Below are 23,986 nucleotides of genomic sequence, written 5' to 3'. Positions count from 1 at the left end.
GAAGAAGCACTCTATTAAATGACGTTCTTTATAAATATGCTCATCGTAATGTCTCCGCACTTTTCGGTTTCGTCTCGGAGGAATAACTACTGTGCACCCCTTGCTTTCAAGATTTGCAATAAAAGCATTGCTATCGTAGCCCTTATCGGCCACTACAGTGGGGTTGTAGATATTGTCAGTTAATGCCCGTGCTTGCGTGATTTCATTCCTTTGACCATGTGTAAGTATAAATTTTAGCGGGTTTCCAAGCGCATCAACAAGAGTATGAATTTTAGTTGTAAAACCTCCTTTATTGCGTCCTAAAGCCTCTTGACCCTGGAAGTGCTTTTTATAACCAGCTGAACATGGATGAGCTCGGATAATCGTACCGTTGATTATGGCAACTTCTAAATCTGGTTCTTGTTTGGTATATTCGTTGCCCAAACGTTTTTTCACACCATCTTTTAAATCGCTTATGTATATTTCTGTAATTACCATAAATCTTCGGCAAAAGTCGCCACTGACAACCACTTCACGCTATATATCATATTGCTTCTATGAATACTCTTAAACGTTTTTCGTCTTTGCTATGCATTCCTTTTATACTTTTTATGAACTCTAAAATTTGTTTCCAAATTCCTTCTTTTATAGAATATTCCATTAAGTGGTTTCTCCATTTTTATATTCACTTGGTTAAACTACCACTTTTTTCCCTCTTTATATTTTTTGTCCACAGAGCCTAGCAATCATAGCAGCGTCCAACTTGTCTGTTTTGTTTCTCAGCAGCTCACTTTTACCAAAAGCCTTCATTTGGTCTGGGTTCACCACACTTACATTATGTCCCAGATTATGCATAAAAGTAACCAGATCTTCACTATAACAACCAGTTGCTTCGAGACATAGATGCTGCTCCATGATCAAACTACAAGCTTTTCAAACCCTCCTTGTTGTTGCAAAAAATTTTATGTCGTTCTTTGTTGCCTACCGACAAATGAGCATCAAATTTTTGTTTAGAAATGTTTACACCTAAAACAGCGTTTGCTTGCATAAAACCACCTCCGTAGCTATAATAGATTGAGAGTTTAGACCAACCTTGTAAATACGGGATATAATTCCAAAGCAGTCTTTCAACTATGTTGGAAGGGGAGCAAAATCTCTAGAGCGCGGCCTTATTGGCATCAGCGTGATGACGGCTTCACCCTTCCTATAAGCTATTTTAGCTCTAATATCTTACATAATGAAAGATACAAGTGTGATGGTATGATAAAATACGAGAAAAAAATACCATCAAAGGAGGAATTATGGGAAAGCTACATACAATGCAGTTGTCACTGAAATTGCGCTAATTTGCTGGTCTATGTAAACATAGGCACTATCCTGTTGATAAAGCTTAAACTAACTGATAAATTCTTAACACAGTTATTGTTGAAACAAATGTTTTTACTAAAACCTACACATCTTTCTTATTTTTCCAAAAAAGCTTTGCCTTGGCTTGGGGCTGCGTGTTTTGCATGTTTTTTAGTTGGAGTATTTCTAGCTTTATTCTTCTCTCCAGAAGATTATAAACAAGGAGAAATTGTACGAATTATGTATTTTCACGTGCCTTCTGCATGGCTTTCTCTCGTAATATATGGGTTAATTGCAGCGCTCAGTTTCATCTCCTTAATGTGGAATAACAGCATTGCTAGCGTTCTGGCTCACGCAGCCGCTCCTACGGGAACAATCTTTTCTGCAATATGCTTAATCACAGGTAGCATTTGGGGAAAAGGAACCTGGGGCACTTGGTGGGTATGGGATGCAAGGCTCACTTCAATGTTGATCTTATTTTTCCTATATGTTGGATACCTCTCGCTGTGGAGCGCTTTTGATAATGAAGAAAGAGCTAAAAAATCAGCAGCGGTGTTTGCCATCTTTAGTGCCGTAAATATCCCCATAGTAAAATTTTCCGTGAACTTGTGGGCTACTCTCCACCAGCCAGCAAGTATTCTCAGAAAAGGTGGAATAGCAATAGAAAGTTCTCTGCTACTGCCATTAATTGCAATGTTTATATTTTGTGCCACATTTTTTTTAGTAGTATGGATACTCTACTCACTTCACCTGATTAATTTGTATAAGATCAAGAGAGAAATTAGTGCGCGGTATTAGACCCTACTACAACTACTTTTTCTGCGTCATTGTCTAACTTAGACGGCTTTATGTAAATCACTTTCTTTATTGAAAAATTCAGGAAAATGTTGTATACTAACTATAGTAGCAGGCTTCGGTGGAACTCGTAATAAATTCAAACACGAATACAGCTTCGTAATCATATAGAAAAATATGCTGGAGAAAATTAAGCAAAATACCTTTGGTCACTTCAAATACCTACCTGAAGCTGCAGGTTTTAGTGTAAAAACAGATCATACTCTTACGATAATTAACTGTGGACTTGGATCTTCAATGTTTAACATCGTTTGCGGCAACTGCCACGCAGAAAAGGTTCAAAGTATTGTAAACGAATTTAAAGGTCAGCCTTTCGCGTGGTGGATTAGCCCATCGACTGAGTCAAAAGTGTTAAGCAGAAAATTGCTGGAGCATGGCTTTATTACCGAAACTGAAGAGCGTGCTATGTTGTGTGATCTAACTAATTTTGAAAGCAGCAACAACCAACTTGTCAGAATAGAGCAAGTATTGAACCAAGATCAACTTGAACATTTTATCAAAGTTCTTGAAACATATGATGCAACGGCACGTAACTTTTATGAAAAACTTGCAGAACCACTCCTAAATCAACAAGAAAAATTGTTCGTTGGGTATGAAGATAATATTCCCGTTGTAATTGCTATTCTTTTTATCCACAGCGACACAGCTGGCATTTTTAGCTTGATAACAGAAGAAAATAAAGGTGGCTTGGGTATGGCACCCAAATGATCACTCATCTTATGGATATTGCTAGAGAAATCGGTGTAAGATATGCAACTCTTTCTGCGTCAAGTGATTCAGGATATCGAATCTATGAGCGCTTGGGGTTTCATACGTTTGATCAATTTGAGTGTTTTGAATGGAGAAGTTAAAGATGAAAATCTAGCATACTACATCCCCAAGCAATAGAGATATTGAATTCCTGTTCAAAAAGATCAACAAAGAAAACGCTGATAAAAGTACATGTAATCCATTTGCTTTTTTTATTCACGATGATGCTAGACAAATTATTGCAGGTTGTAGCGGTTTTATTATCTATGGTTCAATTTACACTGATCTGCTTTGGGTGCATCACGATCATAGGAAAAAAGGTATGGGAAAACAGTTAATGGAAAAAGTTCATGATTATGGTCTAGAAATGCACTGTAAAATAGCAACTGTTGCAACCATGAATTTTCAGAGGGCAAGAGCATTCTATGAAAAACTTTGGTATGAGTGCGATCTTGTACGACCAGAGTATATTGGTGGAGCAACATGTATATTTTTGAAGAAAGTATTGTAGTGCGCGGTATGTCTAATGTTGGCAAGCTATAGATTTTTCTATAGATAGCTCCAACAAAGCCTTCCCCGGTGTATCTAAACTCCTTTGGGGCAGCCTTTTTTAACTAGTAGTATTTCAGTTTATAACTCTATCTAAAAGAATTCCGAGAAAAAGCAGTAGTCCTACATAGGAGTTATTTTTAAATGTGGACATGCATTGACTGGAGTCGTCGAGGTTGAGATTTTTATACTGGTAATGAAACATGACCCCTACAGCAAGTAAAGCGATATAGAAAATGTTATTCAATGATGATAAAATACCGGCATATAGCCACATCATAAGAGATATTAAATGAAACATTTTTAGCCAAGATTTTGTTGTATCACCAAAATATAATGCAATAGATTTCATTCCGAGTTTTTCATCATCTTTTTTATCTTGATGAGCGTATATGATGTCGTAACTCAGTGTCCAAAAAATGCATCCTACATAAAAAAGTATAGGTCCTATACTAATTTGGTTCTTTATTGCTGCTGAGCCCATGAGCGATCCCATATTAAAGGTAAACCCTAAGAACAATTGTGGCCACCAAACGTAACGCTTTAGCAAGGGGTAGATAACTATCATGCACATTGAAATTATTCCAAGTATGAGTGTGGCTTTATTAGTTAATAATAAAATTACCAAGGCGATAGATAGTAGCAGTGAGAGTAAAACCAAAGCCTGCTTTATGTTTAATGCACCACTTGCAAGTGGCCTATATTTTGTTCGTTCAACATGCGCATCTATCTCTCTATCAAAGATATCATTGATTATGCACCCTACAGGTCTCATTAAAAATGCACCTATAGTAAACAAAACAAGGAGAAAAAGAGCCTGATACGATAGAGGAGTTGAGGCTAAAAGAATACCGCTCAAACTAGGGAATAATACAAGCCATAAACCTGTTAAACTGTGGAACCTCATCAGTGAAAGGTAATGATTGAAATGCATTATTAAGTGTGACTACTTAGTATTTTGCTTATATTAACAAAATTATCGAATGCTAAATCAGTTTTGAAAACTAACTTGGGTACAAATCGCAAATCAACATAATACAATATTGATTTGCGTATCAACCATGCAGATTGGTTGATTTCGTCAATAATAGTGCTAATGTCACAATCTTTTTCGCTTAATGAAGATAGCACTACATATACATCTGCTTTTTTTAAGTCTTTACTTAACTTTACCTCAGATATCACTACATTTTTATTGAATACCTTACCTTCCATTAAGACTTTGGATATTGCTCTATGTAGTACAGACGCTATTTTTAGGCTCCTGATTTCTTTTTTCATACTATAGCACCCTTTCTTCCTGCACTAATTGATAAACTTCCAGAATATCCCCAACCTTAATATCGGCATCACCATCTAGAGACATTCCACATTCAAAGTTTGTGCCTACTTCCTTAACATCATCCTTAAATCTACGCAAAGCTTTCAATTTTCCTTCATATATTAATTTATTGTTGCGCATTACCTTAATTAAATAATCTTTTTTCACGACTCCATCACTTACATGACATCCAATAATATTACCAGCTTTAGATACATTAAATACCTGTCTCACAGATGCAGAGCCAATACGCACTTCTCGTGTTATAGGCTTTAACATTTTAGTCAAGCACATTTTCATACTGTCAATAAGTTCGTATATTACGTTATAAGTACGTATTTCTACACCTTTTTGTTTTGCCAAATCCCTTATTTTTGAATCCACTTTGACATTAAACGCCAAAATTACTGCTCTCGACGCTTCTGCAAGCAGTACATCTGAGTCTGTTATTCCCCCCACCGCCTTGTGTAGGATATTTAATTTCACTTGATCTTTACCAAGTTTATCAATTGAACTTGATATTGCTTCAACAGAACCAGTTACATCACACTTCAAAACTACAGGTAACTCTTCTGTTTCACTGTCGTTACGACTGAATATGTCTAAATCACTATTGATTGAATCCTCCTCCTTTCTCTTGACCAGCTCTAATCTATATTCAACGATTTCACGTGCCTGCTTTTCGGAACTTACAACAACAAATTTATCTCCAGCATCTGGCACACCGTTTAGACCAGTGATCTCAATTGGAGTGGAAGGTGGAGCCATCTTTTCCCTTTGACCAAGGTGATTAACCATACTACGTACTTTTCCATATATCGTACCAACCACCAACATATCACCAACCTTCAACGTTCCTTCCTCAACTATCAACGTAGCTGATATTCCCTTGGCTTTATCTATTTTAGATTCTATCACCCACCCAAATGCTCGACAATCCTCTATCGCTTCAAGCTTCATTAGATCAGCAATTAACAAAATCGCTTCTTCTAGTTTTTCTAAGTTGATTTTCTTTTTTGCTGATACTGGCACAACCATAACATCACCACCAAGTTCTTCAGGAATGAGGTCATATTGAGGTAAACTACTAATTACCCTTTCTATATCACCAGATTGCGATTTATCGATTTTATTAATAGCAACTATAATAGAAACATTTGCTGCCTTCGCATGATTTATTGCTTCAATCGTTTGTTTCATCACTCCGTCATCAGCCGCAATCACTATTACAACTATATTAGTGATGTTGGCGCCACATGCACGCATTGCAGTAAATGCCTCATGTCCTGGTGTGTCAATGAAAGTAATTCCTTGCTTATTTTTTGTAACTACCTGATAAGCACCTATATGTTGAGTTATTCCACCTGACTCTCTTTCTGCAACATTAGATTCACGAAATGCATCGAGCAATGAGGTTTTACCATGATCAACATGTCCCATAAAAGTGACAACTGGCGGCTTAGGTTTTTTAGGCAAGCTTTCCCTGTTCTCTATGAAAAGTAAATCCTTTTCCTTGTTAGCATCACTCACTCGTTTAGCTGTATGATTAAATTTTTCCACTATTTCACATGCTATATCCGTGTCAACTAAATCATCCACTCTGCAACTCTCACCAGCTTCTTCTTTCAATATTCTTAACACATCTTTGCTGTCCTCTGCCATACGAACGGATAATTCTCTGATTGTAATTTCATCTGGTATAATAACTTCTCTTGATATGTTTTTACCTTTGGTGAATTTTGATTTTTTATTTCTTATACCAAATCTTTGCTTAAATGCAGGAGATTGTTCAATTTTGTCATCTATTGATTGCGCGATTATCAGCTTGGAGTGCTTAGAATATATATCTTTATTAGCCTTTAAAGGTTTTTTATCATCATCTTCATCGTCAATTCCACTCTCCATTGCCTTAACTGAGCTAACACCACTTGAAGCTTTTTCTTCGATTTCTTTAAACGAAACATCCAAAGCATCATCTTTATCATCAACCTTTTCATCATTGTCTTCTTTTACTACTGCTTCTTTTTCTTCTTTTAGATTCTTTTCTTTTAACAAAGCGGCATTCTGTACAGCATTAATGCGGAAGATTTGCTCTTTTTCTGTCAAGGAACCTAATTTACTTCCATCTTGTTCTTCTGGCTCATGAGGTTTTCTTCTTCTTTTTTTTACTATTGTAGCTCCCCTACTTGGACTCGCTGAAAAGTTCAAATCAAGACCCAACTTGAGTTTGTTAAAACCTTGAAGGGTTAGTTTTTTACTACTGATATCTTCGTTATTCATACATTTTGCTATATTACACCAAGCTTCTTACGAGCTTCCGTGATTATTGAGTCTATTGTGTCTTTTAAGCCCTCTTTACCACTCGCTGAAGAAGAGAGTATACCATAAAACTCATAGTTTGACAAGTCTGCTACATCTCGTAGAGTTTTAATACCATCTTTACTAAGAGCAATTTTATCGTCTATTGATAAAGGCAAATTGATTACATCATCTTCCATACCTAAACTTCTTAACTCTTCTATTTTTTTGTCATTTTCTGCTTTTAGATATTTATTTGCTCTGTTATGCAATTCGCTTGCAATATCTTCGTTAAAGCCTTCTATCGAAGCAAGCTCTTTGATTGAAGCATTGGATATATCCTCTACACTTGAAAAACCCTCTGTGACTAATAACTGCCCCATAATCTCCTCTAAATTTAGAGCTTCAGCTAATAAAGCTGAACATTGACTGAGTTCCCGACTCCGCCTTTCTGATTCTTGTTGATTGCTTAGTATCTCAATTTTCCATCCAACAAGCTCTGAGGCTAATCTTACATTTTGACCTTTTTTTCCTATAGCTAAGCTTAATTGATCTTCAGCAACTATTAATTCTACGCAGTTTTCATTTTCATCAATAATAACCTTCGATACTTCTGCAGGAGTAATTGCTTTGATAAAAAATTGGCCCAGGTCTGAAGAGTAATGTATGACATCAATTTTTTCTCCATTTAATTCATGTATGATGGTTTTTATTCTATCCCCCTTAACTCCAACACAAGCACCTACTGGGTCGATGTTTTTATCAGGAGAGAAAACAGCAACTTTAGACCTTGAACCAGCATCTCTAGCTATACCTTTAATTGTTACTAACCCGTCAGCAATTTCCGGTATCTCTTGATTTAATAGCGCCTCCAAAAAGCCTTCATGGGCCCTAGAAAGAATAATTTGACGTCCATCATCAGAACGCTTGACAGTTTGTATGTAAGCTTTAATCTTATCGCCTTCGCGAAATGATTCACCACCGATTAAATTTCGCAATGGAAGGTATGCCATAGCGCCATTTATATCTACGATCAGGTCTGAGTACTCCACTTGTTTAACAATACCATATCTTATTTCTCCTACTTTATCCTTAAATTCCTCATATTGCTTTTTCGATTCTTCATATTTAATTACCTGAGCAATTCTTTGCTGGGCAATTCTTGCTGAAGCAAGATCAGTGCTGAGAGAAAGCAATTCATTAACAGTATCTCCAATTTTTGCATCTTCTCTTATTAACTTAGCTTGCGTGAGAGTAATTGATTCACATCCAACATCCTCTTCTTCGTTTGGTTCATCACTGATAACCCTTAATTCTCTATATGCAGTAACTTTGCCTGTGTTTCTATCTATGTTGACTGTAATCTTACTTTTACTATCATATTTTTGAAGAGCCACTGCTTCTATTGCACTTTCTAATGCCTTCATTACCACGTCAAAATCTAGACCTTTTTGAAGTGAAAGCTCTCCTGCTGTTTTTATTATGTCAATACTTCCAACTAAGTTATTTTTATCACTTTTCTGTTTAACACTGCTTTTTCGGTTAGCAATCATACAAATAAATCCTATACAATTAGTTATAACTATAACTTCAACGGGCAAAGAACACTATTTTTAGTATTAAATAATTACTAATTTAAGTCAAGTTTTTTCATGTCTTTGCATCATAAGCAACGCAGGAGTAAAAAATAAGGTTAGAACCGTCGCAGCTAACATTCCACATGCTATGGTGATTAAAATGTCAACCCACCACTGGCTTGATGGAGCGTCATATGTGATTTGTAACGTCAAAAAATTGATATTTAGCTTAGTAATCATCGGTATTAAGCCAAGGACTGTGGTTGCAACAGCAAGCAATATTGGCCTGATGCGAGAAATCGAAGCATTTATTACACATGGCTTAATGTCATCTTTGTATACTTCAACTTGGTGATGAAAAGCGTCAAGTAATAATATATTATTATTTACTATAATTCCTGCTAAAGCAATTATTCCTACCCCACACATAACAACTACAAAAACTTTATGGACAAGAAAGAAAACAAAAAATACACATGTGGTAGATAAAAATACTGCCGTCATTACAATGAATGTGTGGTATACACTATTGAATTGTGTCACTAATACCAAGATCATTAATGTGATTGCCAATATAAAAGCCTTCAACAAAAAGGCTTCTGATTTTTGTTGATCTTCTTTATCTCCTTTAAAGTCAATTTGTACTCTTTTATCCCAATTCTGAACAATCGAGTTTTGAATGAATTTAACTCTTTCATCAGCCAGATAGCCGTGATCAACATCAGCAGAGATTGTTACTGTACGTGATCCGTTAATCCTACTTAGTTTGTTTATCTTTTTTTCGGGAGCGTATTTTACTATATTGCTCATAGGATACGGACCATTAACTGTATTAATAAAAAGGTTCTCTATTGTCTTCATGTTACGATCTCGTTCAGGAAAACGGAGTATAATATCTATTTCTTGGTCCAGATTATTTGATCTGTATTTTCCGATTAATACTCTACTTGTGACCATTTTTATAAAATCGTCAATGGTTGCAACACTTACTCCAGAGCTTGCAGCCTTACTTTTATCAATATTCATATTCCACTCTATTTCAGGTGTTGACCTACTGTCTTGAACATTTATAAACCCTGATGAAGGTTGATCCATAATTTTTAGAATTTGCTCTGCCGCTAAATCTAGGCTAGATTCATCCACGCTGAGATTAATTTGTATTGGCTTATTAGCTGACGGTCCTGAATTTTCCTCTTGAATATCAACTATTACTCCTTTTATGCACTGCACACTACTTCTTATATCATTTAATATATGCCTGGATTTGCGCCTAAAGCGCCAATCCACAAGTTCTAGTTGGATTTCGGCAATAACGTTATCTGAGAATGTTCCTGATTTAGCATAAGAAGCATGAATTTCTTTTTTGATGCCTGAGATACGCTCTTCTACTTCTTTTAGTATCAGATCTCGTTCCTTGGCTGATAAACTTTCCTTTGCTTTAACTCTAATTAGAATATTATCTGAATCCACTTTCTGGAAAAACTTTACTCCAGGGCCAAAGGTGAAATATAATATACTAAACGAGAATAAAACTAATATAGTAGCACACGCAAATTTTTTAGGATGATCTAAAACTTTCTCCAGTGTACATGCGTAAGCTCTTATTATAGGCCAAGTGTTCTTTATCTCACCACTTTCTATTGCACTCATTTTTCATTTTCTTCTTTCGAAGTTACCGAAGGCTTACCAAACATTGCACCGAGTGTTGGTATGAAAACCAAGGCCATAATGAGCGAACCGGTCAAAGTTAAAATTATTGTGATTGGTATATACTGCATAAACTTACCAATTATATCAGGCCAAAATAACAGAGGGAAAAACACTGCCAATTTAGTTAATGTCGATGATAGAACTGGAGAAAACATATTACAAACTGAAGTGTGAAAGGCTTCTACCTTGTCCATTCCACAAATCATCTTTCTATCAGCATATTCACTAACTACGATTGCGTCATCAACCAACATGCCAACTGCCATAATTAAACTGAAGAGTACAACAATGTTTAAGGTTATACCCATGAAGTAAAGGGCTATTATTCCAACAAGAAAGGAGCCAGGTATCGAAAGTGCTACAAGAATGGCCGTCCTTGTACCCATAGAGAGTATCATTATGATTAATATTAACAACACAGCAAATATTATGCCGTTCTCTAGTTCATCAAGCACATTACGGACATTTTTTGACTGGTCGTTTAAATAGACCACTTTTAGATTTTTAGGTAATTGGTCTTTTGCCTTATCTATTAGGTATTTCACTTGACTTACTGTATCTATTATGTTCTTTCCATTACGTTTTGAAATTTCTAACACAACACTAGACAGTCCATTGATGCGAGCAAATCCTTCATAATCTTCAAATCTAGGATACACCTTTGCCACATCCTTTATTCTCAAGACTGCATCGCCTTGAGACCTAACAGGAATATTCATAATATCTTCTATATCTTTTAACAATCCTAACACTTTAACTGAATATTTGCCTGTGTCGTTATCAAGCGATCCGGCTCCTACTAATCTGTTATTGCTCGATATAGCATGAAATATTTCATCTGATTGAATGTTGTATTTTGTTAGTATTGTAGGCTCAATTATCACTTCTATCGTTTCCTTACGCACGCCTGCCACTTCAACCTTAAGGACGTTGGGCAGAGACTCTATTCCTTTTTTTAACTTAGCGCTATATCGGTCAAAGCCATTTCTGGTAGAGGACCGCCCAATCCAACATTTAATATAGGCAATAAGCTTAAGTTTATTTCGCTGATTACCGGAGACTCTGCTTCAGCAGGCAACTTCGATTTTATATTAGAAAGCTTTGAACGGACGTTATCGAGCACTTCCTTGTTACTATACTCTGTACCGAATCCAAGTATTACATGAGCGCCACCATTAGTTGCTAGGGCCTTTAGCTCCTTAACTCCTTCTATGAACCTCAGTTCATTTTCTATCGGAACAGCTAATAACTTCTCACTATCTTCAACAGAAATTCCAGGAAGTCCAACAAACACGCTGATTACAGGAATTTGTATATCTGGGTTGCTTTCCCTTGGCATTTTTATATAGGCGTATAAACCAAAAATAAAAATCACTATAAGCAACAATATTACCGTCCTATTCCTCTCTATAAGCAAGCTTTTCATGTAAATATTTTATTGAATATGAATACTTTTGTACAACATTATATCTGAGATACATTATATATTAATTAATTCTTATATAACTTTTAGAATATTTGTATTAAGTATTAAAATCATCATAAAATTACAATTACAAAATAGACTTTTTGCATAATTTTTGGCAGCGCGTTGAATGAAACAAAAAAAACTACTTGACAACCTTCGCCAGTTCCCTTATCATAGTACTTAAGCTATTATTTATCTTCAGTCTGTGCAGATTAAATGACAAAAAAAACTTAGCATATTTGGCATCTCATGTTTAATTTTTCGCACTATGTGCACCTCATGTCTTTTAAAACTTTTGGTTTTTTACCTATACAAGCTCAAACGCGCTTATAAGTCGTTTAAGACATCAAAAACGCCAATGTTATAAGATAGATAGTGAATAACTAGCTACTCGGGTTTTTTGCCTTTTTTCTGCTTAGTAAATTTCTTAAATATTTACTACTAAAGTAGTATCCTAGATCCCAGTATCGAGTACTGGGATGACACGAAAGGATACCGAAATGACAGAGGTTTAAACTTTTAACATTAGTAATACGGTCTATTCTTTTTCAATCTGAGTGCAATTGCTTCTTCCCAAATGTCACCATTACGCAATAACTTTTCTTTGTTGTACATTAGCTCCTCCCTAGTTTCTGTTGCAAACTCAAAATTAGGGCCCTCGACAATTGCATCGACTGGACATGCCTCCTGGCAAAGCCCGCAATATATGCACTTCGTCATGTCAATATCATAACGCGTAGTGCGACAACTACCATCTTCTCTTTCCTCTGCTTCAATAACTATCGCCTGAGCAGGGCAGACAACTTCACATAATTTACAAGCTATGCATCGTTCTTCACCGTTTGAATATCTACGCAACGCATGCTCACCGCGGAATCTTGAACTTAGAGGTCCCTTCTCCATAGGGTACCTAAGCGTCACCTTTGGTTTAAACGTATACCTAAGTGTAATAATAAACCCTTTAATTAACTCTATAAAGGACCAATACCAAGCTAATTTCTTGAGCATAAAGCATTTAAACACTGCATTACCGACTATAAATCATATTACCAGTTTTAGAAAGGTTTTTTCTCACACTCAACTTTGAACTATATTAGAATCAATTGCTTTCATCCCTACTACGTTATATCCTGAATCAACATGTAAAACTTCCCCAGTGGTGCCGCTACTTAAGTCACTCAACAAATACAGCGCTGCTTTTCCAACGTCTTCTATTGCAGTGTTGCGCCTTAGTGGAGAATTATTTCTGTTCCATTCTGATATGAAGTGAAAATTGCTTATTCCAGAAGATGCTAAAGTTCTAATTGGACCAGCAGAAATGGCATTTACTCTGATGTCTTGCTGTCCAAGGTCGCATGCTATATACCTTACACTTGCTTCGAGTGCTGCTTTACATAGGCCCATAACATTATAGTTTGGCATAACTTTTTCAGCACCATAGTAAGATAAAGTGAGTAAACTACCACCGTTTGGCATTATCTTTTCAGCTCTTTGCGCTAGAGCAGTAAAAGAATAGCATGATATATGCATTGCGTTGAGGAAGTTGCTCAGTGATGTATTAACATATTTACCAACGAGTTCATTCTTGTCAGAGAATGCGATTGCGTGTACTAAAAAATCAAGAGTCCCCCATTTTTTTTCTATTATCTTAAAAACTTCATCTATGGTTTCTTCATTTGCAACATCACAATTTAGTACTAACTCTACATTTAGCTCAGCTGCTATCGATGATAATCTCTCCTTTACCATTTCATTCTGGTAAGTGACTGCAAGTTCTGCTCCGTACTCTGAGAGAGTTTTTGCTATGCCATACGCTATCGACCTCTTGTTTGTTATTCCAGTTATTAATCCCTTTCTGCCTTGCAGTAGACTTGTTACCATAGAACTTTCTGTTTTTTACAATTTGGGATATTAACCAGATAAAGTCAAGAGGTTAACTGTGTTAAAAAACAAGAGGGTATCTTTAATTTATCCTATTACTATCGGGATTTGGTATAAGATAGACTTAATAAGCCTCAGTGGGGTGCCCAGTTGGGCCCATAAGAACTATTTGTTCACCTTCTTTGAAGTACTTACACAAATTAGTGGAACCACCGGTTTCAAGCACAATGGTGGAAATAATTCCTTTTTTTTTGTCTACTTCAGTGCCAGTTACGGCTATACCTTCCATAGCAAGGCTTGTGGCTTTTCTGCTGTTAGTTTCAAAACTTTGCAATCTAAAGAATTGCCCAGGCTTGAAATTTTTTGCAGCAAGTGGTGCTTTGATCATTATTTCTACTACTTTGTCGGTTAAATATTGAACTTTTATGACTTTTGCAGTGAACTGTTCTTTGATCTTATTAAAGAATTCTTCACTTGCCAAGCGTTCAATGCTTGACCACGCATTCTTTTTCTGGATACCAGTGTCAGCTACTTGAGTGACACCTCTTTTTGTGAAAGTTACTCTTATATTACAATATTCATACAGTTGTGAGTGTGACGCTGAAACCTGAGCTGGGGTGGCATTAACTTCCCTCAAAAGCTGTGAAATGATAGGGTAGCCGTTTTTAGCACTTGCCATAGCTTTCACGACACTGCCGTTGTATGAGGGATGAAGATCACCGAAGAAACTAATTGCTTTACTGCCTTGCTTATACACTAATATTCTATCCTTATTTTGCGTCTTAGGAGAGAATATTGGATCTACTTCTTTCCCAGATGAGCTCAGGTGAGTGAAATATCCATTACTTAATTTAAAGTGCTTTCTATCTTCCGTTGCAATAACTGTATTTGGTTCAGTACCCAATGCTATAAGAACAGAACGTGCTTTTATACACTTGTTTTTGCCCGATTTTGTGTCTATCAGTTTTATCGATTCAGCATGGTTATACTTATCCGTCACAATTTCAACTGGCTCTAGGTTTTCGATAAAGTAAATCCCTTCTGACAGTGCGTTTTGCACCTCCTCGCTATTTAGTCGGTAACTTGGTGAACTTTTTAGCTCTTTTCTATATACAACTTTCACTCCCCCTAAACTCTGCATTAACTCCAATATTTTTGCTTCTCTGCTCTCTTTTTTTGCTAATTCTTTCTCTTTTTGGATCGACTGTGCGTGTAATATAAACTCATTCACAATTTCACGTTCTTCTTCTGTCCAATCTTTTTCAACGTAGTCTTTCCCATATTTACCAACCAATGTCTCGTAGCGAAGAAGAAATTTTTCTACTTGAATCGGATAATACGCTAAAGCTTCAGTGGCAGTATCAATTGCAGTAAGTCCCGCACCTATAACAACTATTGGCATGCGAATTTGCAGATTTGCTATGGAGTCAGATTTAAGAGCACCACTGAGTTGTAATGACATTAGAAAATCAGATGCCATGCGCACTCCACGTGCTAACATATTTTTTATCTTGATTATTCGTGGCTCACCAGATCCAAGCGCTAGGGCTATGTGGTCGAAACCAAAATTGAACGCATCACTAACAGTTACTGTGCCACCAAAACGAATGCCTCCATAAAATGCAAAATTTTTGCGTCTTTCCAGTAATAATCTAATAATCTTTAAGTAATTCTTGTTCCACCGAGAAGTAATGCCATATTCTGCTACTCCACCAAACCCACCGGCTGTGCGCTTACTCAATTTTTCATGCTTGAAATCTCTGATCGGCTGAAAATTATCAATCAGAGGCTCTATCTTTAATCCATCAATGGCGATAACATTATGTCCATCATTCAACAAATGATGAGCTAAATTAAAACCAGCAGGACCAAGGCCTACAACCAGGACATTTTTTTCAGTGTTTTCTTTCGGCAACGGCCACTGAAAATTTAAAGGATTCCAACGACTAAGCAGAGAATATATTTCAAATCCGTATGGTAAACTGAGCACATCATCCAAAACTCTTGTTTCAACCATTGGCACATTCACAGGCTCTTGTTTTTGATATATGCACGAATTCATGCAATCATTGCATATTCTGTGTCCAGTAGCTGCACATAATGGATTATCTATCATCACAATTGCAAGACTGGCTACGCTGTACCCTTCACTTTTCACCAGATTCATTTCTGATATTTTCTGCTCCAGTGGGCAGCCGTGCAGTTCAACTTTAAGTGGAGATTTTTTAAAAATCTCGCTTAGTTGACAGAATGTGGCGCTAGAATCTGCGCATTCTTTCTGGATCCCAGTGTCAGCCACTCGGATAACAGATGACTGCAACCCCTTTGAGCAGCTGTCCTTATTTTGCTTATGACAAAATATGCAGTAGTGAACATTATCTAATGCCTTATCTAAACTCACCTTTTCACTTGTTAGGTCAAAACCATATCGTCTTTTTACTTTACTTGAATACAGAACTTCAACTCCGCCTACTTCTTTTTTAGAGAATGATACGAGATTTTCATAATCGATTTTTTTATGAGTACTAAAAAGTATACCCTGTTTATTTTTCACTCCCCATGCTGCATACTGTGCTGCAAGTTCTATTTCCTCTTTGTGATGTTCTTTATCCTCAAACCAACACATCACTTGCTCGGCGAAATTTTTTTCTGTTGTTGGTAAAGTAAGAAAATGACTTAATCTTCTAGTGACACAATCAATGTCTATGTTTGCTATGTCAGTATATTTCTTCAATGCATAGCGTTGAACGAATAACCTTTTGCATTTATATATTACAGCAAAGTCGTTGTGCTTTTTCTTTAGCTCCCCTATTTCCTCTTCAACACTGAAAAGTTTGGCAATAAATTCATCAAGTAAATACGAAAGGTCTATAATCAATTGGCTATCTGCCATTTGATGGGCTAACATTGGTTGTGTTTTAGATCCCAGTGTCAAGCACTGGGATGACATGTGGTTACACTGGAATGACACTGAAGCGTTTTTTCTTGCTTCAATCAATGAACAAAATAAACTTTCATCGTATGATTTGACGTAATCTAAAAATGTCTCATCTAGTTTTATTAATCCATCGCGAATATATAGATCGGGAAATGAGATGTTAAAATTCAGATGCATTACTATATTATACAACGCATACATTGCTTTTTACAGATGAAAATTTTATTTGTTTTGCAACATGGCTAAAATTGTTGCTTCTGCAACCTTCTCTTTGTCTACATATGCAACACACTCAAACTTGCATGCACTCAAACGTGCATTTTTAATGTTAGATTGAAGAACCAGGGTATCTCCTGGAGTAACTGGCTTTCTGAATTTTGCATTTTCAATAGATATAAGGTAAACAACTTTATTTTCCATTGTACTTTGACTTTCTTTACCAAGAACACATATTGCAGATGCCTGAGCTAGAGATTCAATTATTAAAACCCCTGGCATTATCGGATGGCCGGGAAAGTGGCCAATAAAAAACGGCTCATTGAAAGTCACATTTTTGATTGCCTTTATACTTCTACCTGGATCACATTCTATTATTTTATCCACTAAGAGAAACGGATAAGAGTGTGGTAATATTTTTATAATATCACTGATATTAAACGGCATAATATCCTTAAAGTAAGCCTAGTTGACGTCTTTCAAAGCGAATTCTTGTATTTCTTTGTTTATGTTTTTTAATACTGTATCTGATAAATCAACTTTATCTAAATCAGCCTCATCCATAAAGTATAAAACCTGATTTTTCTTTGAAATAAATAGTACCAAGTTTATGTTGTTTTTTTCTGCGGTTTCTTTAGCAATTTCTTTTATCTTGTTAAAAATGCTATCTACTGCATCTCTGTAACTTTTTTCTAAGTATAACATTTTTTTAGCGTAACTATCTCTAGCACTTAAAGCGCGCTTGTCAAATTGCTCTGTTCTTTCCTTTTTTGCTTCTTCTGATAGAAGTTCAAATTCCTCTTTTGAAGGCTTGAATTTTTCTAGCTCACTTTCAAACTCTTGCTGCAGTCCAGAACTTTGTTCTTTTATTTGCTGTTGTATATTTTGTAGAGCAAGAGACTCACTGATCACTTTGTCGCTATCAATAATCGCAACTTTTATGTTAAGTGCACCCTCAGGTTGGTGCTTTACAACCTTATAGCCCACAAACAAGGAAATAACTAAGACAATAACTGATACAAATAATTGTGTGTATTTCATTTAAATCCCTACTTCAATAGAAAATTTAACATTCGATGATGGTATTATATCATAAGGTTCCTTAACTAAAGGAAAGCCAAAGTCTAATCTAAATGTACCACCAAAAGGAGAAGGCATCGAAAAACCAAAACCTGGTGAAACTCTCATAAGTTTACTGTCGTTGTATGGTTCTTTTTCTTTGTGTTTCTCATCTTTATCGTCTAAACCAAAAAGCGTTGCATAGTCAACAAAGAATGAGCCTTTGACACCAATATAATCATATAATTTCGGTAATGGAAAATCCACTTGTTGTGTTAAGTTAAAATAAGTCTTACCTCCTAATGAGCTTTTATCTTTTGCTCTTGGCCCAATACCAGAGAGGTCAAACCCTCTAATCTCATTACCACCTTTAAAAAAATGCTGGCCAATATTTAGCGGTTCATCGGTATAAGAAAAAATATGACCTGCTGCCATTTTAAAGCGCAGTATTGTATCGTCATCAATCTTACTCAATATAGGATGTGTATAAAAAGACAAAAACTCAGATTTGAGAAAATTTACGTTTCCTCCCAGTCCTGAAACGTCCTGGCTTAAGCGCAATAAATAACCATCTCTTGGGGCGTATAGGCTATCTAATTTATTATACGCTAATGTATATCCTACTGATGAAATGTGATATTCACCTTCTCGGTCCCGTATTATTTCAGGGATATCACCGCCCTTTTCACCCTTATTGTCCAAGTGTATATGATTATACTTATAAGAATAGCGGAGGGAATTAGTTAAGTTCTCTGTGACTTTATGTGATAATTTTGTAAAAAATCCCATGTCACAGCTATCAAAAGTGGTGTTTGGCTTATCTTGTTTTTCATAGAATATACCTACACCTAATGATGTATCGGAATCATTAAAATTATTTTCAACGACTTCTAAATCAGTCGAAAATACGTATCGACTTTTCTCAATGGCAAAGGAGAGCTCTTTTCCGCTACCAAATAAATTACGGTCTTTAAAATCAGTTTTAAAAAATGCTCCGCCAGGAAAAGACACACCTCCTCCTAAATATAACGAGGTAGTGTTTTTTTCTTTAATATCTAAGTTAAGATTCACTACATTATCATTAATTACATAACTATTTATTTTTACTGCTTCAAAAAAATCACTGCCAATCAATTTTCTATGCGATTTTTGAATCTCAGATGTGTTATACGCGTCACCTTCTGCTACACTGAGCTTACTTCTGATCACTTTATCTAAAGTACGGTCGTTACCGTCTATTGTAATTTGATTTATGTAAATTTTTTTACCTGGCAGCATCCTGTAAGTTACATCCACAACATTGCCACGTTGTGCATATTCTGGATTGACTTTTGCAAATATATATCCTCTCTCATTTAAATACTTGTTTATTTTTTCTACCGTATTACTAATTTTAACCTTATCAAATACTTTGTTACCTTCCTCAGTTATTAGTTCTAATATCTCTTCTTTTAGGTTTGGGTCCTGAATTTTAGCTTCAACATCAATTTTATTGCTTCCAAACAAATATTGCTCTCCTTCATCAATCAAAAAAGTTAACACCACTTGATTGTTATTATCAACTTCAGCAATTGGCTGAATACTATTGTTGATATATCCCTTCGACGAATAGAAGTAATCAAGCAACTCTTCATTGATTAATAAGTACTGTGGTGAATAATGATTTCCACCTTTAAAAATAGCTCTAAATAACTTATTAAATACATCATTACTTTGCGTTTTAATAGCTTGTTCTAACTCATTTTCTGAGAAGTTTTTATTGCCTATAAATCTTATGTCCTTAATTCTAGATGTTTTACCCTCTTTTATTTTAAAGACTAAGTTAACCCTATTGTCATCAAGCTTATTCAACTCATATTCAATTTTAGCGCCGATCTTACCGTTGTTTCTATAAGTTGTGATTAAATTCAGTAAATCATTTTGTAATTTTGTTTCAGCAAAAATAGTCAAGGGTTTTGATTGAATCACGTTATTTAACAGTTCTTTGCTTTTAAATAGTTTATTGCCTTTTAATATTATCTTGTTAATTAGTGGATTTTCTTGAACTTTTATTATCAAGTTTTTTTCATCATCGATGTAAGCGTTAACATTAGCAAATAACTTTGTTTTGTATAAACTCTTTATAATTGAATCTATGTCATCGTTGTTTACATAACTGCTAGGTTCTAATTTTGTATAGAATTTTATTGTTTGACTGCCAATTCGCTCATTACCAACGTATTTAATATCCTTTATCTGCGTTTTTTTCTCGTTTTCTAAGGCAACAAGTATGGTAGGAACAGAGATAAAAATTACTATTAATATATAAAACAGTTTCTTCATATTTATCTTAAAAAAGATGTCTGATATCATTTGAGATCGCAATTGCCATCAGCAAGAACAATACGGTAGCACCAAAAGTAGCTGAATATTTATGGTATCTCGGACCCAAATCTCTACGTATAACTGCCTCTATAATATAGTTAAATAAGTGTCCACCATCCAGCAGAGGAATTGGTAGCAAATTAACTGCAGCCAAAGTAGCTGAAAGGATCGCCATGAAATATAAAATCATGCTAAATCCCTTTTTAGCTGATTGTCCTGAATATTTTGCAATTTTTATTGGTCCACCTATTTCATTTATACTCCTCTTACCAACGATAATCTCAAAGAGAGCCTTGATTGTTAAGTACATAGTGTAGTAAGTTTCACTTACTGACAGGCTCACAGCTCCAAGAAAAGATGACTGTTTTAATCCTGCCATGTTGACTGAAGTAATTCCTATAACTCTTCCTATTGTAGTGTTGGAAGCGTCTTTAATTATCGATGGAGTCAAAGTAATTCTGTGTTCCTCGTTATTTCGACTATACTTAATTTCCATTTTCTCCTCAAGGCTTGACCTCATCACACGCGAAATATCTTCAAAATATTTTATTTTATACTCATTGATCTGTGTAATAATGTCGCCTGGCAGTAAGCCAGCTTGCTCTGCTACGCTACCCTCAATTACATTTTCAATCACTGGTGAAGTGTGATAGTAACCTACTGTGCTAAAGAATATTGTAAAAGCTATAACAGCAAGTACCATGTTTGCAAATGGTCCTGCAAAAACTATTGCTGCTTTTTTATATCGCGGTTTTGTATGAAGTGAATACAACTTTCCTTCCTCAATCAACTCTTGTTGATTGGCTGGCACGCTTGCTGCATTACTGTCTCCTAACATTTTAACATAACCACCTAGTGGAATGGTGCTTAATTTCCATCTAGTTGCAGACTTGTCATAAAAACCAAAAATTTCAGGACCAAACCCTATAGAAAAAGACTCAACTTTAACTTTGCATGCTTTAGCAATAATATAGTGCCCATATTCATGCACAAATACTACAACAGAGATGATTAAAGCAAATGATAAAAGATCATATGCTCCATTACTAAGCTGATGGATAAGATTAGAAATTAATTCCACCTGTATTTTAGATGTTAACAAAATGTTAAGTATATTAAAATGCGCCTCGCTTGACAAGTGTTTAATTTAACCTTTAAATTAAAAGTTTAGTAACAGTGGCAGATACCTCTTTATTAAGAAAAAAACTGATGTATAGAAGCTGGCATAGAGGGTGCAAAGAAACCGACATACTTTTAGGGTATTTTGCACTGAAGTATCTTAATAAATTTTCCCTAAATGAACTAATTGAGTATGAAAAGATAGTTGATCTTAATGATTACGAGTTATATTGTTATATAACTCGTAAAGCAAACCTTCCTTCCAACTTAGATAGTAAGATAATGGACTTAATTACTTGCTTCATTGAAGCTAATCCTTTATGCACTCAATAATTTTATTTACTCTACTTAAAACTTTAGTGTATTCTATCCTTTTCTCGTTTCTATACTTTTCACACTCTTGATTCATTTCGTCCAATTTTTTTGTTAATTCTAAAACTTTATCCTCAAGAGTCAGTGCTGCAAGTAGGAAATTTAATGCGTCTGAGCCCTTACCTCCAATTTTTTGAGACATAGAACTAACTAGTTTGTTAAAACTATCAGCAAGATACAATAAATGATCCTTTTTTCCACTTTCACAAGATATTTTGTATGTACTGTTGCGTATAACTATTTCTACTACTTGCATATAATGCTAAAACTTTTATTGTATAACGTTAACTTACCCCCACTTTCATCTTACTTACGATATAAATTTTTATTCATTTACTAAATAGGATAATTTTTTACTGCTACGAAAATATGTCTTAAAGTATCGATTTTTTACAAATTTCTGTGATATAAAGTGACTTGTCTCTTTCAAGTTATAACTCCTAATTGAAAAGGAGCCAAATCCCCTAATTTCAATTCTATTATGACGCTTTAATGTACTCGAAAGTATCTCAAAAAATCTGTTGACTATAGCGGCTACAACCATTTTTTCTAAGAAAGGATGCTTCTCTGCCACTTTTGTTATTATGTTAGATTTCGTTGCCATTTACACGAAGCTAAAATTATAATCATTTAGCAGATAGTATTATACTATATTCTTCAACGCCTAATACTTCAACTTCTATCATTTTTGACATAGAAAACTTTTTATTTTCCGGTAGATGCTCTTGATCTATTAAGAGAGTTATATCATTTTCAACTTCAACAACTAGTCCACTATCTTCTTTCTTACCTACAGTAACCTGCATCTTGTCTCCTACCTTGACTTTCTTTATCAGCTCTATCAGTGGATCATACTCTATTTGCTTTATGCCAAGGTGAATTCTTGTTCGATTCACGCTAACCCTTATTACTTTTGCCTCTATCGCATCACCCACATTATACTTTTTTATCTCATCTGAACCATTTTTAGACCAACTTAGATCTTGCATATAAATTGTCCCTTCAACATTTTCGTCTATTTCATGATCATCAAAAGTAACAGATATATATGAGCCAGCATTATTTTTAACTTTACCAGAGACAATGGAGCCAGGAAGATATTTATTGACAAATACTTGCCAAGGGTTATCTACACACCTTTTCATACTCAAACTCATTCTGTTTTTAGTAATATCGATATTGAGAATTTTAACAGACACTTCTTGCCCCCTAGTTACAAGACTACTAACTGGTAGATTGCTCTTAACCCAAGTTATTTCTGATGAGTGAACTAAACCTTCGATTCCAGGCTGAAGTTCAACAAATAACCCATAATCTTCTATGCTTGTTATATGCCCCTTATGAACGCTGTCAATCGGATATTTTGACTCTACATCTTGCCAAGGGTTATCTTCTAGCTGCTTTATGCCTAGGGAAACTTTTGCATTTTCCTTATCTATTTTTATAATTTTGACCTTTATAGTCTGGCCACAAGCAAAAACTGCAGATGGGTGACTTACCCTACTCCAAGAGATATCTGTGATATGTAGCAATCCATCTATAACTCCTACTGCATCTGACTCATGAATACCAACGAATACACCATAATGAGTAATGCTTTTTATTTTTCCTTCTATTACATCACCCTCATTTAAAGACTCTAAAAACTTGGTTTTTTCACCAGCATGCAATTTTTCTAATACTAACTTCCTTGATACTACGATATTACCCTGTTTCTTATCCATTTTAAGCACGATGAACTTTTGCTCAGTTTCAATGAGGTGCTTGGCATCTTTTACTTGCTTCAGATCCACATGACTCAGCGGCAAAAAGGCACTTATTCCGTCGCCAAGATCAACAATAAAGCCGCATTTAATTGAGCGTTTAATAATTCCACTGACTTCAGTCCTTGTAACTGCATCTTCTTCCAGTTTATGCCATTTTTCATCCCTAATTGCTTTTTCACGGCTAAGAACTACATTACCATGATAGTCTTCAATTCTTTCTACATAAACTCTAATTTTAGAACCAACAACAATCTCATCGTTGCAACCAAGCTCCTTGATTGGAATTCTCCCGTCAGACTTTAAGCCAACATCGACCACGATGTCATTAGGATTTACTCGTGTAATGACACCTTCTACTACATCTCCTTCCTTAATTTTATTAATAAAAGAATCTTCAAATAAAATGTTACTTTGATC

Annotated in this window: 21 protein-coding genes and 2 pseudogenes; 5 read left to right on the top strand and 18 right to left on the bottom strand. The window is 35.3% G+C overall.

Annotated features, from left to right (window positions below):
- Together AB6N09_RS04100 and AB6N09_RS05750 are read right to left on the bottom strand one after the other, a co-directional pair.
- Positions 1–477, bottom strand: a 477-nt coding sequence (locus AB6N09_RS04100; protein WP_411131671.1) for an IS5 family transposase, incomplete at its 3' end; no start/stop codon positions are given.
- 234 nt (positions 478–711) lie between these two features.
- Positions 712–1,027, bottom strand: a pseudogene (locus AB6N09_RS05750) (IS110 family transposase); the annotation flags it as partial.
- Between the two features lie 386 nt (positions 1,028–1,413).
- Between AB6N09_RS05750 and ccmC the strand changes: the two are divergent.
- From ccmC to AB6N09_RS04075, 4 genes are all read left to right on the top strand, one after another.
- Positions 1,414–2,124, top strand: coding sequence for a heme ABC transporter permease CcmC (ccmC, locus tag AB6N09_RS04090; RefSeq protein ID WP_411131669.1), 711 nt, complete (start codon positions 1,414–1,416; stop codon positions 2,122–2,124).
- Positions 2,125–2,298: 174 nt separating this feature from the next.
- Positions 2,299–2,889: a hypothetical protein gene (locus AB6N09_RS04085; protein ID WP_411131668.1), complete on the top strand. Its 591-nt coding sequence runs from the start codon at positions 2,299–2,301 to the stop codon at positions 2,887–2,889.
- Entirely contained in the window at positions 2,886–3,032 is a 147-nt protein-coding gene (locus AB6N09_RS04080) for a hypothetical protein (protein ID WP_411131667.1), read from the top strand. The genes AB6N09_RS04085 and AB6N09_RS04080 overlap by 4 nt, the downstream gene beginning before the upstream one ends.
- Positions 3,033–3,073: 41 nt before the next feature.
- Positions 3,074–3,442 (top strand): GNAT family N-acetyltransferase, encoded by a 369-nt coding sequence (locus tag AB6N09_RS04075; RefSeq protein ID WP_411131674.1) that lies wholly within the window; start codon positions 3,074–3,076, stop codon positions 3,440–3,442.
- A gap of 114 nt (positions 3,443–3,556) precedes the next feature.
- On the opposite strand, the gene ubiA is transcribed toward AB6N09_RS04075, so the two are convergent.
- The 13 genes and pseudogenes from ubiA to rseP form a co-directional block, all read right to left on the bottom strand.
- Positions 3,557–4,414, bottom strand: coding sequence for a 4-hydroxybenzoate octaprenyltransferase (gene ubiA / locus AB6N09_RS04070; protein WP_411131666.1), 858 nt, complete (start codon positions 4,412–4,414; stop codon positions 3,557–3,559).
- 2 nt (positions 4,415–4,416) lie between these two features.
- On the bottom strand, positions 4,417–4,761 hold the full coding sequence (locus AB6N09_RS04065; RefSeq protein ID WP_411131665.1) for a ribosome-binding factor A: 345 nt from the start codon (positions 4,759–4,761) through the stop codon (positions 4,417–4,419).
- Between the two features lies 1 nt (position 4,762).
- Positions 4,763–7,081 carry a translation initiation factor IF-2 gene (infB, locus tag AB6N09_RS04060; protein ID WP_411131664.1) on the bottom strand — a complete coding sequence of 773 codons (2,319 nt, stop codon included), beginning with the start codon at positions 7,079–7,081 and terminating at the stop codon, positions 4,763–4,765.
- Between the two features lie 8 nt (positions 7,082–7,089).
- The gene (gene nusA / locus AB6N09_RS04055; RefSeq protein WP_411131663.1) at positions 7,090–8,652 is read right to left on the bottom strand and encodes a transcription termination factor NusA; all 1,563 of its coding nucleotides are present in this window, start codon (positions 8,650–8,652) and stop codon (positions 7,090–7,092) included.
- 87 nt (positions 8,653–8,739) lie between these two features.
- Positions 8,740–10,326, bottom strand: a complete 1,587-nt coding sequence (locus AB6N09_RS04050; protein ID WP_411131662.1) for an efflux RND transporter permease subunit — start codon at positions 10,324–10,326, stop codon at positions 8,740–8,742.
- Positions 10,323–11,812, bottom strand: a pseudogene (locus tag AB6N09_RS04045) (efflux RND transporter permease subunit). The gene AB6N09_RS04050 and the pseudogene AB6N09_RS04045 overlap by 4 nt, the downstream one beginning before the upstream one ends.
- A 567-nt stretch (positions 11,813–12,379) precedes the next feature.
- Positions 12,380–12,862, bottom strand: coding sequence for an NADH-quinone oxidoreductase subunit NuoI (nuoI, locus tag AB6N09_RS04040; RefSeq protein ID WP_411131661.1), 483 nt, complete (start codon positions 12,860–12,862; stop codon positions 12,380–12,382).
- A 69-nt stretch (positions 12,863–12,931) separates the two neighbouring features.
- Positions 12,932–13,735 carry an enoyl-ACP reductase FabI gene (locus AB6N09_RS04035; protein WP_411131660.1) on the bottom strand — a complete coding sequence of 268 codons (804 nt, stop codon included), beginning with the start codon at positions 13,733–13,735 and terminating at the stop codon, positions 12,932–12,934.
- A 124-nt stretch (positions 13,736–13,859) separates the two neighbouring features.
- A complete protein-coding gene (locus AB6N09_RS04030; RefSeq protein WP_411131673.1) occupies positions 13,860–16,850 on the bottom strand; it encodes an FAD-dependent oxidoreductase in 2,991 nt (996 codons plus the stop codon).
- A 45-nt stretch (positions 16,851–16,895) separates the two neighbouring features.
- Entirely contained in the window at positions 16,896–17,336 is a 441-nt protein-coding gene (fabZ, locus tag AB6N09_RS04025) for a 3-hydroxyacyl-ACP dehydratase FabZ (protein ID WP_411131659.1), read from the bottom strand.
- An 18-nt stretch (positions 17,337–17,354) separates the two neighbouring features.
- Entirely contained in the window at positions 17,355–17,930 is a 576-nt protein-coding gene (locus AB6N09_RS04020) for an OmpH family outer membrane protein (RefSeq protein ID WP_411131658.1), read from the bottom strand.
- Positions 17,931–20,270 (bottom strand): outer membrane protein assembly factor BamA, encoded by a 2,340-nt coding sequence (bamA, locus tag AB6N09_RS04015; RefSeq protein WP_411131657.1) that lies wholly within the window; start codon positions 20,268–20,270, stop codon positions 17,931–17,933.
- Positions 20,271–20,277: 7 nt separating this feature from the next.
- Complete coding sequence (rseP, locus tag AB6N09_RS04010; RefSeq protein ID WP_411131672.1) at positions 20,278–21,393, bottom strand: RIP metalloprotease RseP; 1,116 nt, start codon at positions 21,391–21,393, stop codon at positions 20,278–20,280.
- Between the two features lie 95 nt (positions 21,394–21,488).
- Here rseP and AB6N09_RS04005 point away from each other — a divergent pair, with 95 nt between their 5' ends.
- Positions 21,489–21,764 carry a succinate dehydrogenase assembly factor 2 gene (locus AB6N09_RS04005; RefSeq protein WP_411131656.1) on the top strand — a complete coding sequence of 92 codons (276 nt, stop codon included), beginning with the start codon at positions 21,489–21,491 and terminating at the stop codon, positions 21,762–21,764.
- On the opposite strand, the gene AB6N09_RS04000 is transcribed toward AB6N09_RS04005, so the two are convergent.
- The 3 genes from AB6N09_RS04000 to AB6N09_RS03990 form a co-directional block, all read right to left on the bottom strand.
- Positions 21,742–22,059 carry a cell division protein ZapA gene (locus AB6N09_RS04000; RefSeq protein ID WP_411131655.1) on the bottom strand — a complete coding sequence of 106 codons (318 nt, stop codon included), beginning with the start codon at positions 22,057–22,059 and terminating at the stop codon, positions 21,742–21,744. The two genes, AB6N09_RS04005 and AB6N09_RS04000, sit on opposite strands and share 23 nt — an antisense overlap.
- Before the next feature lie 69 nt (positions 22,060–22,128).
- Complete coding sequence (locus tag AB6N09_RS03995) at positions 22,129–22,407, bottom strand: HU family DNA-binding protein (RefSeq protein ID WP_411131654.1); 279 nt, start codon at positions 22,405–22,407, stop codon at positions 22,129–22,131.
- 22 nt (positions 22,408–22,429) lie between these two features.
- Positions 22,430–23,986 (bottom strand): 30S ribosomal protein S1 (locus AB6N09_RS03990; RefSeq protein ID WP_411131653.1); only part of this gene is annotated, 1,557 nt, incomplete at its 5' end.

It is taken from the genome of Wolbachia endosymbiont of Tettigetta isshikii, from assembly GCF_041154185.1.
Lineage (GTDB): Bacteria > Pseudomonadota > Alphaproteobacteria > Rickettsiales > Anaplasmataceae > Wolbachia.
This window is presented reverse-complemented; position numbering and strand designations above follow the sequence as displayed.

Excerpts from the sequence above, each read along its gene's own strand:
- AB6N09_RS04000 (WP_411131655.1), bottom strand. The coding sequence starts at position 22,059 with ATGCAAGTAGTAGAAATAGTTATACGCAACAGTACATACAAAATATCT.
- ubiA (WP_411131666.1), bottom strand. The coding sequence starts at position 4,414 with ATGCATTTCAATCATTACCTTTCACTGATGAGGTTCCACAGTTTAACA.
- AB6N09_RS04050 (WP_411131662.1), bottom strand. The coding sequence starts at position 10,326 with ATGAGTGCAATAGAAAGTGGTGAGATAAAGAACACTTGGCCTATAATA.
- bamA (WP_411131657.1), bottom strand. The coding sequence starts at position 20,270 with ATGAAGAAACTGTTTTATATATTAATAGTAATTTTTATCTCTGTTCCT.
- AB6N09_RS04065 (WP_411131665.1), bottom strand. The coding sequence starts at position 4,761 with ATGAAAAAAGAAATCAGGAGCCTAAAAATAGCGTCTGTACTACATAGA.
- AB6N09_RS04080 (WP_411131667.1), top strand. The coding sequence starts at position 2,886 with ATGATCACTCATCTTATGGATATTGCTAGAGAAATCGGTGTAAGATAT.
- AB6N09_RS04030 (WP_411131673.1), bottom strand. The coding sequence starts at position 16,850 with ATGCATCTGAATTTTAACATCTCATTTCCCGATCTATATATTCGCGAT.
- nuoI (WP_411131661.1), bottom strand. The coding sequence starts at position 12,862 with ATGCTCAAGAAATTAGCTTGGTATTGGTCCTTTATAGAGTTAATTAAA.
- AB6N09_RS03995 (WP_411131654.1), bottom strand. The coding sequence starts at position 22,407 with ATGGCAACGAAATCTAACATAATAACAAAAGTGGCAGAGAAGCATCCT.
- AB6N09_RS04085 (WP_411131668.1), top strand. The coding sequence starts at position 2,299 with ATGCTGGAGAAAATTAAGCAAAATACCTTTGGTCACTTCAAATACCTA.
- ccmC (WP_411131669.1), top strand. The coding sequence starts at position 1,414 with ATGTTTTTACTAAAACCTACACATCTTTCTTATTTTTCCAAAAAAGCT.
- nusA (WP_411131663.1), bottom strand. The coding sequence starts at position 8,652 with ATGATTGCTAACCGAAAAAGCAGTGTTAAACAGAAAAGTGATAAAAAT.
- AB6N09_RS04035 (WP_411131660.1), bottom strand. The coding sequence starts at position 13,735 with ATGGTAACAAGTCTACTGCAAGGCAGAAAGGGATTAATAACTGGAATA.
- AB6N09_RS04020 (WP_411131658.1), bottom strand. The coding sequence starts at position 17,930 with ATGAAATACACACAATTATTTGTATCAGTTATTGTCTTAGTTATTTCC.
- fabZ (WP_411131659.1), bottom strand. The coding sequence starts at position 17,336 with ATGCCGTTTAATATCAGTGATATTATAAAAATATTACCACACTCTTAT.
- infB (WP_411131664.1), bottom strand. The coding sequence starts at position 7,081 with ATGAATAACGAAGATATCAGTAGTAAAAAACTAACCCTTCAAGGTTTT.